At 46.1% G+C, this 13,783-nt stretch carries 11 protein-coding genes; 6 read left to right on the forward strand and 5 right to left on the reverse strand.

Annotation, left to right across the window (positions count from 1 at the left end; genetic code table 11):
- Nucleotides 1-53 precede the first annotated feature (53 nt).
- The 5 genes from OA79_RS15610 to OA79_RS15630 all read right to left on the reverse strand — a co-directional run bounded on the left by OA79_RS15610 (nt 54) and on the right by OA79_RS15630 (nt 5,607).
- A complete protein-coding gene (locus OA79_RS15610; protein ID WP_063334169.1) occupies nt 54-938 on the reverse strand; it encodes a carbohydrate ABC transporter permease in 885 nt (294 codons plus the stop codon).
- Nucleotides 931-1,860, reverse strand: coding sequence for a carbohydrate ABC transporter permease (locus tag OA79_RS15615; RefSeq protein WP_063334170.1), 930 nt, complete (start codon nt 1,858-1,860; stop codon nt 931-933). The genes OA79_RS15610 and OA79_RS15615 overlap by 8 nt, the downstream gene beginning before the upstream one ends.
- Nucleotides 1,861-1,951: 91 nt before the next feature.
- Nucleotides 1,952-3,199: an ABC transporter substrate-binding protein gene (locus OA79_RS15620; RefSeq protein ID WP_063334171.1), complete on the reverse strand. Its 1,248-nt coding sequence runs from the start codon at nt 3,197-3,199 to the stop codon at nt 1,952-1,954.
- 211 nt (nt 3,200-3,410) lie between these two features.
- Entirely contained in the window at nt 3,411-4,877 is a 1,467-nt protein-coding gene (locus OA79_RS15625) for an ATP-binding protein (RefSeq protein WP_063334172.1), read from the reverse strand.
- Nucleotides 4,867-5,607, reverse strand: a complete 741-nt coding sequence (locus tag OA79_RS15630) for a response regulator (RefSeq protein ID WP_063334173.1) — start codon at nt 5,605-5,607, stop codon at nt 4,867-4,869. The genes OA79_RS15625 and OA79_RS15630 overlap by 11 nt, the downstream gene beginning before the upstream one ends.
- A gap of 202 nt (nt 5,608-5,809) precedes the next feature.
- Here OA79_RS15630 and OA79_RS15635 point away from each other — a divergent pair, with 202 nt between their 5' ends.
- The 6 genes from OA79_RS15635 (at nt 5,810) to OA79_RS15660 (ending at nt 13,718) form a co-directional block, all read left to right on the forward strand.
- On the forward strand, nt 5,810-6,781 hold the full coding sequence (locus tag OA79_RS15635; RefSeq protein WP_063334174.1) for a carbohydrate kinase family protein: 972 nt from the start codon (nt 5,810-5,812) through the stop codon (nt 6,779-6,781).
- Nucleotides 6,782-7,234: 453 nt separating this feature from the next.
- Nucleotides 7,235-8,587 (forward strand): ABC transporter substrate-binding protein, encoded by a 1,353-nt coding sequence (locus OA79_RS15640; RefSeq protein ID WP_063334175.1) that lies wholly within the window; start codon nt 7,235-7,237, stop codon nt 8,585-8,587.
- A gap of 118 nt (nt 8,588-8,705) precedes the next feature.
- The gene (locus OA79_RS15645; RefSeq protein ID WP_063334176.1) at nt 8,706-9,716 is read left to right on the forward strand and encodes a carbohydrate ABC transporter permease; all 1,011 of its coding nucleotides are present in this window, start codon (nt 8,706-8,708) and stop codon (nt 9,714-9,716) included.
- A 1-nt stretch (nt 9,717) separates the two neighbouring features.
- Nucleotides 9,718-10,860: a carbohydrate ABC transporter permease gene (locus tag OA79_RS15650; protein ID WP_063334177.1), complete on the forward strand. Its 1,143-nt coding sequence runs from the start codon at nt 9,718-9,720 to the stop codon at nt 10,858-10,860.
- 71 nt (nt 10,861-10,931) lie between these two features.
- Nucleotides 10,932-12,026 (forward strand): ABC transporter ATP-binding protein, encoded by a 1,095-nt coding sequence (locus OA79_RS15655; RefSeq protein WP_063334178.1) that lies wholly within the window; start codon nt 10,932-10,934, stop codon nt 12,024-12,026.
- A gap of 72 nt (nt 12,027-12,098) precedes the next feature.
- Entirely contained in the window at nt 12,099-13,718 is a 1,620-nt protein-coding gene (locus tag OA79_RS15660) for an alpha-glucosidase family protein (RefSeq protein WP_063334179.1), read from the forward strand.
- Nucleotides 13,719-13,783 lie beyond the last annotated feature (65 nt).

The raw sequence follows: 13,783 nt of genomic DNA on the forward strand, positions 1-13,783 counted from the left end.
TTTGTATTCCCAAAGCGTTCTGTTGTGCTTAGGCAGTGCGGAACGGTATAGGCTTAGCCTTTTACCGCACCGGCTGTTAAACCACGGACGAAGTATTTGCCTGCTAGCACGTACACAGCCAGAGTTGGCAGGGCTGCGATAATGGCAGCGGCCATGTCCACGTTATATTCTTTACCACCGAAGCTGGTATTGACTAGGTTGTTCAAGGCCACGGTCACAGGCTGAGTGTCAAAGCCAGAGAAGGCCACGCCAAATAGGAAGTCGTTCCAGATTTGTGTGAACTGCCAAATGACCGTTACCACAATGATGGGGGTCGATAGCGGCAAGATGATGCGGTAGAAAATGGTAAAGAAACCTGCGCCATCAAGACGCGCCGCTTTCACTAATTCGCCTGGAATCGCTTGGTAGAAGTTACGGAAAAACAACGTCGTGAAGGCGACACCGTAAACCACGTGAACGAACACCAAACCTGTGGTGGTATTAGCGATGCCTAACCAACCAAGGGTACGTGCCATAGGCAGTAGGATTACTTGGAAAGGAATGAAACAACCGACCAACAGTGCCGCGAAGAATAAATCACTGCCGCGGAACTTCCATAAGGAAATTACATAGCCATTGATTGCCCCCAGTAAGGTGGAAATCAATACCGCTGGAATAACGATTTGGAAAGAGTTCAAGAAGTAAGGTGAAATCCCGCCACAGTTATTGCCGGTGCAGGCTTCGCCCCACGCTTTGCTCCAAGCGCTTAAATCTAAGGTGCTTGGCAAAGACAACAAGGTACCAGTACGAATCTCTTCTACATCTTTAAGCGAAGTTAATAACATCACTAAGAACGGCATAAGATAGACTGTAGCCATAATGATTAACACAGTGTACAGGGCAACACGCAACGCCTTTTCTACCCAGGTAGTTTGGCGGCCAATAGATGCTTTACTCATGGCGTTCACCTCGTAATTCTGAGTACAGATAAGGAATCAAAATGGCTAATACACAGCCGAGCATGACCATGGCCGACGCGGAACCTAGACCAACCTGACTACGGGTAAAGGTGTGAGCGTACATGAAGTTAGCCGGTAGATCGGATGAATAGCCCGGACCGCCGTTGGTTAAAGCGGCAACCAAGTCGAAACTCTTGATGGCAATGTGAGACAAGATCACCATGGCACTGAAGAAAACAGGCTTCAATGAAGGTAAAATAATACGGCGGTAGGTGGTAAACGTGTTGGCACCGTCTAGATGAGCGGCTTTGATTAAATCGCCATCCACACCACGTAAACCGGCTAGAAACAACGCCATTACAAAGCCCGAGGCTTGCCATACGGCGGCAATGACCAAACAATAAACCACCATGTCTGGGTTAATGAGCCAGTCGAATTTGAAGTTCTCAAAGCCTAAATCGATCATGAGTTTTTCAAAACCGTTGGTTGGGTTAAGTAACCACTTCCAAGCGGTACCGGTGACGATGAATGAAATCGCCATAGGGTATAAGTAGATGGTACGAATCGCCCCTTCGGCACGAATTTTCTGATCTAAGAAGATCGCTAATACCACACCGAGGAACAGGCAGATCAGGATAAAAAGTCCGCCAAATATACCGAGATTGGTCAGTGCAACGATCCAACGATCGTTGTTGAATAAACGCTCGTATTGATCTAAGCCAACAAACTTATAGCTGGGTAACATACGAGAGTTGGTAAAAGACAGAACGGCTGTCCAAATCATATAGCCGTAAATGCACACTAGCGTCACGACTACGGTTGGTGCCATAACGATTTTTGGCATCCAATCAGCCAAACTAAGGCGTGCAGGACGTCCTGACTGAGTCTTTCTAGACCCAGAATTGGCAGCTTTTGTATTCATAATTGATGCTTCACTACAGAGAAGAAACGAAGAGGCTGGCTTGAGGGCCAGCCTCGTTTACTTATTGCAAGACAGGCTTGCGAATAGGTGCTTACATGCTGGCTTTGATGGCACGAGCTAGCTTGTCTACGGCTTCTTCAGATGTCATAGAATCATCGTTGAAGAAGTTGGTTACGACGTCAAAGATAGCGCCCTGAACCATAGAGTTTACTGCCATACCATGCGCCATACTTGGTACTAGGTTGCCTGTTGTTGAACTGGCTAGGAAAGAATCCATTGCAGAGTGCGCGCAAGTATCAAATTTATCACGAGGCATGTTCAAGCGTGTTGGGATAGAACCCTTGTTCAAGTTAAAGGTTTCTTGGAACTTAGGCTCAAGAATCAAACGAGCAAGGTCTTTTTGTGCTTCTTGCTGTTCTTTACCGTCAACTTTAAACATCGCTAGAGAGTCGATGTTGAAGGTGAACGCATCGCTTGTACCTGGTGCAGGGTAGCAAACATAATCGATGCCAGCTTTTTTACCAGCGGCGGTGAATTCACCTTTCGCCCAGTCACCCATGATTTGCATTGCGGCTTCACCATTGATCACCATAGACGTAGCGATGTTCCAGTCGCGACCAGAGAAACCAGGGTCTACGAATTCACGCATTTGCTTGAACGTACTGAATACGTCGATCATGTCTTGGCTGCGTAGGGTTTTGTCAGATAGACCAATGAATGCGCTGTTGTAGAACTTAGAACCTTTAGACAGTGCGATGGCTTCGAACAATGTTGCGTCTTGCCAAGCTTGACCACCGTGAGCCAATGGCGTGAAACCGGCGGCTTTGATTTTTTTCGCTTCAGTGATGAATTGATCCCAAGTGGTTGGGATAGAAGCGCCGGCTTTACGGAATACTTCTGGGTTCGCCCACATCCAGTTTACACGGTGAACGTTAACTGGCGCGGCAACATAGTGGCCGTCGTACTTCATCACTTCGCTGACCACACCAGGTAGGATCACATCCCAATCGCCTGCTTCAGCAACGTCGTCAAGATTGGTTAGGAAACCTAGGTCACCCCATTCTTGGATAGTCGGGCCTTTGATTTGAGCGGCAGAAGGTGGGTTGCCAGCAATGGCACGAGATTTTAGAACTGTCATGGCCGACTCACCGCCACCACCTGCGACTGCGAAGTCTTTCCAAGTGTGGCCAGTCTCAACCATTTCGTCTTTAAGGACGTTAATGGCTGCGGCTTCACCGCCTGATGTCCACCAGTGAAGAACTTCCACTTCACCAGCTTGGCTTTGTGCCGCCGCTAATGAAAGTGCAACAGATGTTAATCCTAAGGCAATTTTTTTCATGATAGAAACCTTTGTTATTGTTATGTCATCTTGTCAAATGCACGTTGGCTTTGACTATGTTGGATTGTTCTTATTTCGTACAAGTTTACTGAAATTCAGCTTAAACCTTTATACGAGTTAGTGAATTTAGCAAAGTAAATAAAAAGAAGGGGTAAAGTAGAGCAACCTAATGTAACAAAGTCTTGCAAAACTGTGGATTAACGATGATTTTCTAGTGGCGAGGCAACCAAACTCTGGCCTCTAAACCTTGCACCGGTTGGTTGCTTAAGGTCACTTCACCGCCGTGAGCGCGTGCGATATTTCGCGCAATACTCAAGCCTAAGCCCATGCCGGTAGGGTGGCCATTGTGTTCATCAATAAGGCGAGTATAGGGTTGGAATACTTTATCGATTTTGTCGATTGGAATGCCTGGCCCCTGGTCACAAATACGAATGCAAACGCCTTCTTCATCGTCTTCTATGTGAATGGTGGCACGCTTTCCATAGTACAAAGCGTTATCCACCAAGTTACCTAAACAGCGTTTAATGGCTAAAGGTTTGCCAATATAAGGGTGCTTTAGTTCCCCTTTGAGGATGATTTTTATGCTGTGTAAATTGGCTGTTACCTGCATGTCTTTGAGCATGCGACTGATGTCCACTTCGACACGATTTTCATGAATGTCTGTTTCTTTGACGCTTTGTAAGGCGCCTTTTACCAACATATCCAAATCTTCTAAGTCGCGGATCATGGCATCGCGGGTGTCATCTTCATCGAGCATTTCGGCGCGTAATCGTAATCGCGTAATGGGGGTTTTTAAATCGTGTGAAATGGCGGCGAACAGTCTTTCTCTGTCATTTAAGTAACGCTGAATTCGACGCTGCATATCATTGAAGGCTTTGGCAGTATTGCGTACTTCGACACTGCCATTTTCTTTCATCGGGCGCCAGTCGCCTTGCCCGAAACGCTCCGCCGCTCTGGCCAGTGTCGCTAATGGTCTGGTTACTCGTCGCAGAATAACAATGCTTAGTAACAGTACTGTGATGACGGACATGACCATCGAAAAGAGTCGGTCACCACTCACCGCCGTGGTGTCATCTAAGAAGTAAGGATCAGGCATTAAGCTGGCCAGATAGAGCCAATCTTTATCGTTGACGGGGATCTGAATCACAATAATTGGGGGTGTCAGTGGCTTCACTAGTAAACTGTGGTGGCCCCAGCGTTCTGGCAAATCCATCAAACGGGTTTGGTTGTTGATGACGTGTAAGTCACTGGGACTGGAAAAAGCGATTTTGGCATTATGAATACCGAGTTGTTTTACCAGTGTGTCATGAACTTCTTGTTTGACAACGTTCTTGAGTGGAGAGCCTTCTAAAGGATTGATTAGAATCTCTTCTTTGTTGAGGGTGACAAAAAAGCGTGTGCCACCCATGTCTTGTAATTGGTCGATAACAATGTGGCGATAGTTTGTCGGTAGTGAAGTGAAGTAACTGACTGTGGCGGCAATACGAAACGCCATGTGCTTAGAGACTTCCCGCACGTTTTGTTCGGTATCTGATTCCAGCTGCCGTAACCAAAACGTCGAACTAATAAACTGCGCACTCGCGACCCCTAATGCCATGATGATGAGGATCTGCCCCGTCAGAGACTGAGACCAGCGCTTTAGGCGCTTTGACAGCAACGGCGGCGTGTTAGTTGACATGATCGAGCACGTTGACGGAAGCGGTTAATATGTAGCCCTGACCGCGAACGGTTTTGATTAATTGCGGGTGACGGGCATCTTCTCTTAATCTATGACGTAAACGGCTGACATGCACATCAATGAAACGATCGAGGGGCGTACTGTCGCGTCCGCGAGTATTTTCGGCAATGTGTTCTCGGGTAAGTACTTCGCCTGGGTTTTTCAAAAACAACATAAGTAAGTTGTAGTCAGCACCTGATAGGGATTCTTTTTCATCGCTGTAATGAAGCTCGCGGGATAAGGTGTCGAGGGTGAAATCGGCAAAATGATAAAAGCGATGCGCCTCGTTGGTATGATGATGTTCGCTGACTTCGATCTGTTCCATGCGACGTAAAATGGCTTTCATCCTCGCCAGTAGCTCGCGTGGATTAAACGGTTTGGCCAGATAATCGTCTGCACCAATTTCGAGACCAATAATACGATCCATTTCATCGGAATTGGCGGTCAGCATAATCACTGGTACTTGTGATTGCTCACGCAGTCCACGACAGACTGAAAAGCCATCTTGGCCGGGTAGCATGATGTCTAAAATGACCAAGTCTATGTGTTGATTCGGATCAAAATTCGCTAAAAAGGCTTCACCCGAATCGGCGGTGAATACCGTAAATTGATGTTTTTCTAAATAGGATTTGAGCAGGGTGCGAATTTCATCATCATCGTCTACCACATAGATACGTTTGGCTTTGGTCATACTTTTGCTCAATGTTTTGGGCTTGTGTTGTTGTGTTTGTTATTGGTTCTGAGTCTAGCAAGAAAGTATCATTGAACCAATTGGCTAAAAGAGGGTTTGCCCTCTTGGTATTTAAATAAATTAAATTGATTTAATTTCTTCTCACCTGCATAATTTTTCGACTAATCTTACCCTTATTTATGAAATTTAAGAGATCAAGACAATGACAACAAAAGTGATGGCGTTCGGTGAAGCCCTGATTGACTTCCTATCTAATGGTGCAACAAAAGCCGGTGAATTAGAGTCTTTCACCAAATTTCCGGGCGGCGCTCCGGCTAATGTCGCGGTGGCGGTTGCTCGTTTAGGCGGTAACAGTCATTTTGTTGGCCAAGTTGGCGATGATGCCTTCGGTCACTTTTTAAAAGCATCATTAGACGATTATGGTGTCGAAACCAGTAAAATGCTAATGACTCAAGAAGCGAAAACGGCATTAGCGTTTGTCAGTTTGGACGATACTGGGGAGCGTAGTTTTGAATTCTATCGCAGCCCGTCAGCGGACATCTTGTTCCGTGAGAAAGACTTTGATGCGAGTTGGTTTACCGATGCTAAAGGGGTGTTCCACACTTGTTCTAACACCTTAACCGATGCTGACATTACCAAAGCGACGTTAGCGGGTATTCAAATGGCGAAACAAGCCAATTGGATTGTCAGTATTGATGTGAACTTGCGTACCAATCTTTGGCCCAATGGTGAAGTAGATTGCCAGCGTGTGATTTCCTGGATGCAGTCGGCAGATGTGGTAAAAGCCAGCTTAGAAGAATTGGCGCTGATGGCCGACGATCCGTTTGTGTTGATTGACGAATCTTTAAACGCAGGTGTCACTTTGTTTGTGTTAACCGATGGTGGTAATGCCATTCGTTTTTATACTAAAGAACAAGGTGAGGGTGAGGTTGTGACACCAAAAGTTGAAGTGAAAGACACCACTGCAGCGGGAGATGCTTTTGTGGGCGGCTTGTTGTATCAGTTGGCTGAAAAAGGCGGTGATCGTCAATCTATTGCTGCTTTTTCAAAGCAAGACCTAATTGATGTGATTCGTTTCGCAGCGGCTTGTGGCGCCGATTCTGTAACCAAATTGGGGGCTTACCCATCGTTACCTAATTTGACTGAAGCGAAAGCACAATTAGAGCGTTTTTAAGATTCTTGCGAATAACACAACTTAGTTGATTTAGTTAAACGGTTAAGAATTCATTTAGACGGTTAAGATAGATTTTAAAAGCGCGGCTTGACCGCGCTTTTTTTTTGTCGGATACAAAGTGGAAGCTCAATCAAGCACAAGGCTATAAAGTATGGATTTAAGCGAATTTAATGGCTTTTAACCTGCTGAAAATTAGAAAAAAAATAACTCTGTTGGTTTTTTGTACATTTTTTGAAATGAAAATTTGCTCGCTTTTTTGCCAAAACATACTAAATTGAAAATAGAATTAAGATAATATTAAGGATATCGGAAGCTTGAAGCTGGGGCTTTGATTGTTAATAATCAAAAACCTTCTTAATCCTTATAGAAGAAGTGAGAACCTTGTTTCGACTTATGATAATAACAAACAAAGGCGCGCTTGGGATTTTCTTAGCGAGTCAGTAAGGAGCAATGATGAAAAAATCCATTCTGTCTATGGCGGTTGCCATGACACTTTCCGCTACCTCGGCAACGGCTGCCGATCTTGTCTTCAAGCCTGGCGAAGACTCTCGTTTCCATTGGGAAAATTACGAAGCATTAAAATCGACGGATTTGTCCGGTGAAACCATTTCTGTATTCGGCCCTTGGATGGGCGATGAGAAAGCAAACTTCGATCGCGTTATTGCGTATTTTGAAGAAGCCACTGGCGCGAAAGTCAGTTACGCCGGTTCCGATTCTTTTGAGCAACAGATTGTAATTGATGCTCAAGCGGGCAGCGCGCCAAATGTTTCCGTATTTCCTCAGCCAGGTTTAGCGGCTGATTTAGCCGCGAAAGGCTTTTTAACGCCACTAAACGATAATGTCAAAGAGGCGGTAGCGAAAGATTACGCGGCGGGTCAATCTTGGGTTGATTTAGCGACCTTCGAAGACGGCCAAGGTAAAGATGAATTCTACGGTGTTTTCTATCGTGCGGACTTGAAATCGTTGGTTTGGTATTCGCCTGATAACTTCGCTGACGCGGGTTATGACATTCCAGAAAGCATGGAAGAATTGAAAGCACTGACCAAAGAAATTGTTGCAGACGGTGGTACGCCTTGGTGTATTGGTCTGGGTTCTGGTGCGGCAACGGGTTGGCCAGCAACCGACTGGGTAGAAGATTTGTTACTGCGTACTCAGCCTGCGTCTGTGTATGACCAATGGGTAACCAATGAAGTGAAATTTGATGATCCACGTATTGTGGGTGCGATCGAAGAATTTGGTTGGTTTGCACGTAACAACGAATACGTTGATGGTGGTGCCGGTGCGGTGTCTTCGACTGACTTCCGTGACAGTCCGAAAGGCTTGTTCCAGTCGCCACCAAAATGTTACATGCATCGTCAAGCGTCTTTCATTCCGGCTTTCTTCCCAGAAGGAACAGAGCTTGGTTTGGATGCTGACTTCTTTTACTTCCCATCTTATGAGTCGAAAGGCCTAGGCAATCCAGTATTGGGTGCCGGTACTTTGGTGAGTATTACCAATGACTCTAAAGGTGCTCGTGCGTTTATTGATTTCATCCGTTCGCCTATTGCCCACGAGTTGTGGATGGCACAAACCGGTTTCTTGTCTGCTCACTTGGGTGCGAACCCAGAGTTGTACTCAAGCGAGGCGGCGCGTAAGCAGGGTGAAATTTTGCGTTACGCAACGACGTTCCGTTTCGATGGCTCTGATTTGATGCCAGGTAAGATCGGTGCGGGTTCTTTCTGGACTGGTATGGTCGATTACACTGGTGGTAAAGAGGCGGAAGACGTTGCGAAAGACATTCAGAAAACGTGGGATGCGTTGAAGTAATCCCGTTTGTTAAGCCCCCAAGTGATCTTGTTTGCTTGGGGGCTTTTTGTAGTTTATTTGCCAGATAAAAGATGAAGGACGTGAGTCTTATTCATCGTCAATGTACCTTGGAGATGTTATGGCCCAGCTCGCTTCTGCACTAGCGATTATGATAATGGGTGTATTGGGATGCGCTGCCTATTTTTACGGATCTAATTTTTTATTAGATAAACTTTTCCCGACCAAAAATAGACCTTATGAGCAGATCGCGCGAAATTTGCGCACCGCGAATATGGTTCGCCCTTGGTTGTTTTTAGGCCCTGCCGTTCTACTGCTGACCTTTTATTTATTCTATCCTGTGATCGATTCTTTCCGTCTGTCTTTCTTTGACCGAACGGGTGATGAGTTCGTTGGCCTTTCCAATTACGTTTGGTTATTTGGCAGTGATGAGTTCTTTGAGTCTTTTCGCAATAACATGTTGTGGTTGATTGTTGTGCCGACCGCAGCGACTTTTTTTGGTTTGATTATCGCTACCATGACCGATCGTATTTGGTGGGGTAATATTGCCAAAAGCCTGATCTTTATGCCGATGGCGATTTCGTTCATTGGTGCGTCGGTGATCTGGAAATTTATTTACGATTTCCGCAGTGGCGGTGATGCTCAAATCGGTTTGTTGAATGCCATTGTGGTGTTTTTTGGTGGTGAGCCGCAAAACTGGATCACGATTCCTTTCTGGAACAATTTTTTCTTAATGATCATCCTTGTCTGGATTCAAACCGGTTTTGCTATGGTGATCTTGTCTGCTGCGTTACGTGGTATTCCTGATGAAACTATTGAAGCAGCGGTATTGGATGGTGCGAACGGCTTACAAATTTTCTTCAAAATCATGGTGCCACAGATTTGGGGAACCATTGCCGTGGTGTGGACCACTATTACTATTTTGGTTCTGAAGGTATTCGATATCGTGTTGGCCATGACCAATGGTCAGTGGGATACACAAGTATTAGCCAATCAAATGTTTGATTGGATGTTCCGTGGCGGCGGCGATTTCGGCCGTGGCGCGGTCGTTGCAATTGTTATTATGGTGTTGGTAATTCCTATCATGATTTGGAACATTAAGCGTGCAAACGCAGAAATGGAGGGACGTTAATATGGTTGCCTCTTCAAAGCGTACGCCGCTGACTTTTTTGGTACATGCCACTGTGTTGTTTTTGGTGGTGCTGTGGACTATCCCAACAGCGGGTTTATTTATTTCATCGATTCGCGACAAGGATCAACTTTCGGTATCTGGCTGGTGGACGGCCTTATCAACCTCTGAACAGCGTCTTGTGACAAGAGCTTATGAGCCTAAATCACAAGTACAACAAGGTGATCGCTTTGTGATTCGCGGTAACTTGTTGGAAGGCGGTAGCGGAGAAATCGCGCGTTTTGGATTCAGCTCGCTAAAGCCTGAAGCGTATGCCGTTGGTGACGTGGCCGAGATGAAAAAAGGCCGCACTCTGCAGGTCAATGCGAATGGCGATTATGTCTTGTCTTCGCCGACCGAATGGAAAGGTTCCCGTGGCCAGCGTATTTTCTATACGGCCGAAGTGCCACCGCGTTTCACTTTAGATAACTATCGTGAAGTGTTGAGTGCGGAAGGCCTGGGCCAATCTTTCATTAACTCTCTGACGGTGACCATTCCAGCGACCATTATTCCTATTTTGGTCGCAGCGTTTGCCGCCTATGCCTTGGCGTGGATGCGTTTTCCTGGACGTGCTTTGCTGATTGCTGGCGTCGTAGGCTTACTGGTTGTGCCGTTGCAGATGTCATTGATTCCTTTGCTGAAGAGTTACAACTTGATTGGTGAGTTTTTTGGGGTTGGTTCAAAAACCTATGTGGGGATTTGGCTCGCACATACGGGGTTTGGCTTGCCGTTGGCGATTTATCTACTGCGTAATTACATCTCAGGTTTGCCGGGCGAAATTATCGAATCGGCACGTGTCGATGGGGCTTCTGACTTTGATATTTTCCGCAAAATCATTTTGCCTTTGTCTTTCCCTGCGTTGGCGTCTTTTGCCATCTTCCAGTTCCTTTGGGTATGGAATGACTTGCTCATTGCCATGGTGTTCTTGGGCAACAATCAGGAGCATTTGGTACTGACTGGGCAACTACGTGAGCTATTGGGCTCCCGTGGCGGTAACTGGGAGATTCTGACGGCGTCTGCCTTTATCACCATTATTATTCCGTTATTGGTCTTCTTTAGCTTACAGCGCTATTTAGTGCGCGGTTTGCTGGCAGGCTCTGTGAAATAAAACCACCTAGGCGAGTGGGTTGAGCCAAGCTCCCCACTCAAGGTAAGCATTTAGATTGAGGCATTTAAATCATGGCTGATGTTAAGTTAACCCATGTAAAGAAAATTTATTCGAACAAAGTTGAAGTCCTAAAAGACATCAATTTGGACATCAAACAGGGTGAGTTCATTGTGTTTGTTGGTCCATCGGGCTGCGGTAAATCGACCCTATTGCGCATGATCTCTGGTCTGGAAGACATTTCGGCTGGTACTTTGGAGATCGACGGTCAGGTGGTGAACGACATTCCACCTGCTTTGCGTGGTATTGCCATGGTGTTCCAAAGCTATGCGTTGTACCCGCACATGACAGTATACGACAACATGGCGTTCAGCTTGCAAATTGCGAAAGTAAGCAAAGACGATGTCGATCAACAGGTACGCAAAGCGGCAGAAATGTTGCAGTTGACGCCTTACCTTGATCGTCTACCAAAAGCGTTGTCTGGTGGTCAGCGTCAGCGTGTGGCGATCGGCCGTGCCATCGTGCGTCGTCCAAAAGTGTTCTTGTTTGACGAGCCTTTGTCTAACTTGGATGCGGCTTTGCGTGTAGCAACACGTATGGAAATTGCCAATCTGAAAGAAAGCATGCCGGATTCCACCATGATCTATGTTACCCATGATCAGGTAGAGGCCATGACATTGGCTGATCGAATTGTGCTGTTGTCAGCGGGCAATATCGAGCAAGTCGGTTCACCGCTTGAGCTTTATGAACACCCTGCAAACGTTTTTGTGGCTAAGTTTATTGGTTCTCCTGCAATGAATATCTTGCCTTGTCGAATTGAGAAAACAGGTGAGCAAACGGAAGTGTCTTTGTCGGCGAAAATGTCCGTGACAGCGCCAATTACTACGCAAGCAAGCGAGCAGTCCAAAGCGGCTTTCTTTGGTATTCGTCCTGAAGATTTGAGTGTGGTGGCGAGCGAAGAAGAAGGCTTCTTGTCTGGAACCGTGTCTTTTATTGAGTCTCTTGGTGAAGCGACCTTGTTGTACGTTCAAGTGCCTGGTTGTGAAGACATGGTGATTGCGAAAGAGTCGGGTACCTTGAGTATCCAGCGTGGCGAACAGGTTCATTTGTCGACTGCGCCAGAGAAAATGCATTTATTTGACGATAACGAACTGTCTTATCGTCGTTAATTTTACAAGTCTTATTGTTGATTGGGATAAGGTGCTGCCTTATCCCAAGTTTTTTGTTTTTGGAGAGTCAGTATGACAACCAACTTGAACTGGTGGAAAGGCGGGATCATTTATCAAATTTACCCGCGTAGTTTTATGGATGCGAATGGCGACGGTGTGGGCGACTTGGTGGGTATCACTAGTAAGCTAGACTATGTTGCTTCGTTGGGTGTGGATGCCATTTGGTTATCTCCTATCTTTACTTCACCAATGAAAGATTTTGGTTATGACGTCTCGGATTACTGTGACATTGATCCTATGTTCGGTAGCTTGGGCGATTTCAAAAAGCTTGTGAATCGTGCTCACGATTTGAATTTGAAAGTGATGATTGATCAGGTGATCAGCCACTCGTCTGATGTGCATCCATGGTTTGAGGAAAGCCGTCAGGACAAGACCAATCCAAAAGCGGATTGGTATGTTTGGGCGGATCCTAAGCCAGACGGTTCACCACCAAATAATTGGTTGTCTATCTTTGGTGGTAGCGCATGGAAATGGGACAGTCGTCGTTTGCAATACTACTTGCACAACTTCTTAGAATCTCAGCCAGACATGAACTTCCATCATCCTGAAGTACGTAAAGCGCATTTAGACAATATGCGTTTCTGGTTAGAGTTGGGGGTTGATGGTTTCCGTCTGGACACAGTGAATTTCTATTTTCACAGTGAAGGTTTGGAAGACAATCCGCCAGTGCCACCAGGTGAGCCAAAAACTAAAGGAGCACCGGAGGACAATCCATACACATACCAGCGCCACGTATATGACTTGAGTCGCCCAGAGAACTTGGCATTCCTTAAAGAGTTGCGTGCGCTGATGGACGAGTTCCCAGGCAGTACAACGGTGGGTGAAATCGGTGACGACTTCCCTCTAAATCGCATGGCTGAGTACACGTCAGGTGGCGATAAACTGCACATGGCGTACACGTTTGACTTATTGAACAAGCCACACTCCCCAGCTTACATCCGCGATGTACTAAAAAACATGCAAGATATTGTTGGTGATGGTTGGCCATGTTGGGCCGTTTCAAACCATGATGTGGTGCGTGCGCGTACTCGTTGGGGCGCAGATGAAGACGGTGAAGCTTACCCATTAATTACCACGGCATTGATTGCCTCTATTCGTGGTAGCGTTTGTTTGTATCAAGGTGAAGAGCTTGGTTTGCCTGAGGCAGAAGTACCGTATGAGCGTATTCAGGATCCATATGGTTTTCCTCTGTGGCCAGTCTTTAAAGGCCGTGATGGTTGCCGTACGCCTATGGTGTGGGAAAACAAAGCTCAGGGTGGTTTCTCTACTATCGAGCCTTGGCTGCCAGTGGATAAAGACCATCTGCCATTAAGTGTGGCGGAGCAAGAAGCCAACGCAGATTCTTTACTGCACAAAATGCGTCAGTTTATTAAATGGCGTCAACAGCAACCAGCACTGGTGAATGGTGAGTTAACGCAAATCGACGTTGCTAACGGTGAATTGATTGCCTTTGTTCGTGATTACCAAGAGGAATCTTTGCTTGTGGTATTGAACATGACAAGTGAAGAACAAGTTGCCACCTTGAGTTCAGGTGACGTTGAGCTTCTTGAAGGTCACGGTTTCCAGTGCCAGTTGTCGGGTCAAACTTTGACCTTACCTGCTTATCAAGCTTGCTACGCGCGTCTGCGTTAAGAAAAATTCACGAAAGCCGCATGATGCTTTTAAAGTGAATGTGGCTATTCGTACTTTTTAGAAAG

Source organism: Marinomonas sp. TW1 (genome assembly GCF_001625355.1).
Taxonomy (GTDB): Bacteria; Pseudomonadota; Gammaproteobacteria; order Pseudomonadales; family Marinomonadaceae; genus Marinomonas.

Excerpts from the sequence above, each read along its gene's own strand:
- OA79_RS15610 (WP_063334169.1), bottom strand. The coding sequence starts at position 938 with ATGAGTAAAGCATCTATTGGCCGCCAAACTACCTGGGTAGAAAAGGCG.
- OA79_RS15615 (WP_063334170.1), bottom strand. The coding sequence starts at position 1,860 with ATGAATACAAAAGCTGCCAATTCTGGGTCTAGAAAGACTCAGTCAGGA.
- OA79_RS15620 (WP_063334171.1), bottom strand. The coding sequence starts at position 3,199 with ATGAAAAAAATTGCCTTAGGATTAACATCTGTTGCACTTTCATTAGCG.
- OA79_RS15625 (WP_063334172.1), bottom strand. The coding sequence starts at position 4,877 with ATGTCAACTAACACGCCGCCGTTGCTGTCAAAGCGCCTAAAGCGCTGG.
- OA79_RS15630 (WP_063334173.1), bottom strand. The coding sequence starts at position 5,607 with ATGACCAAAGCCAAACGTATCTATGTGGTAGACGATGATGATGAAATT.
- OA79_RS15635 (WP_063334174.1), top strand. The coding sequence starts at position 5,810 with ATGACAACAAAAGTGATGGCGTTCGGTGAAGCCCTGATTGACTTCCTA.
- OA79_RS15640 (WP_063334175.1), top strand. The coding sequence starts at position 7,235 with ATGAAAAAATCCATTCTGTCTATGGCGGTTGCCATGACACTTTCCGCT.
- OA79_RS15645 (WP_063334176.1), top strand. The coding sequence starts at position 8,706 with ATGGCCCAGCTCGCTTCTGCACTAGCGATTATGATAATGGGTGTATTG.
- OA79_RS15650 (WP_063334177.1), top strand. The coding sequence starts at position 9,718 with ATGGTTGCCTCTTCAAAGCGTACGCCGCTGACTTTTTTGGTACATGCC.
- OA79_RS15655 (WP_063334178.1), top strand. The coding sequence starts at position 10,932 with ATGGCTGATGTTAAGTTAACCCATGTAAAGAAAATTTATTCGAACAAA.
- OA79_RS15660 (WP_063334179.1), top strand. The coding sequence starts at position 12,099 with ATGACAACCAACTTGAACTGGTGGAAAGGCGGGATCATTTATCAAATT.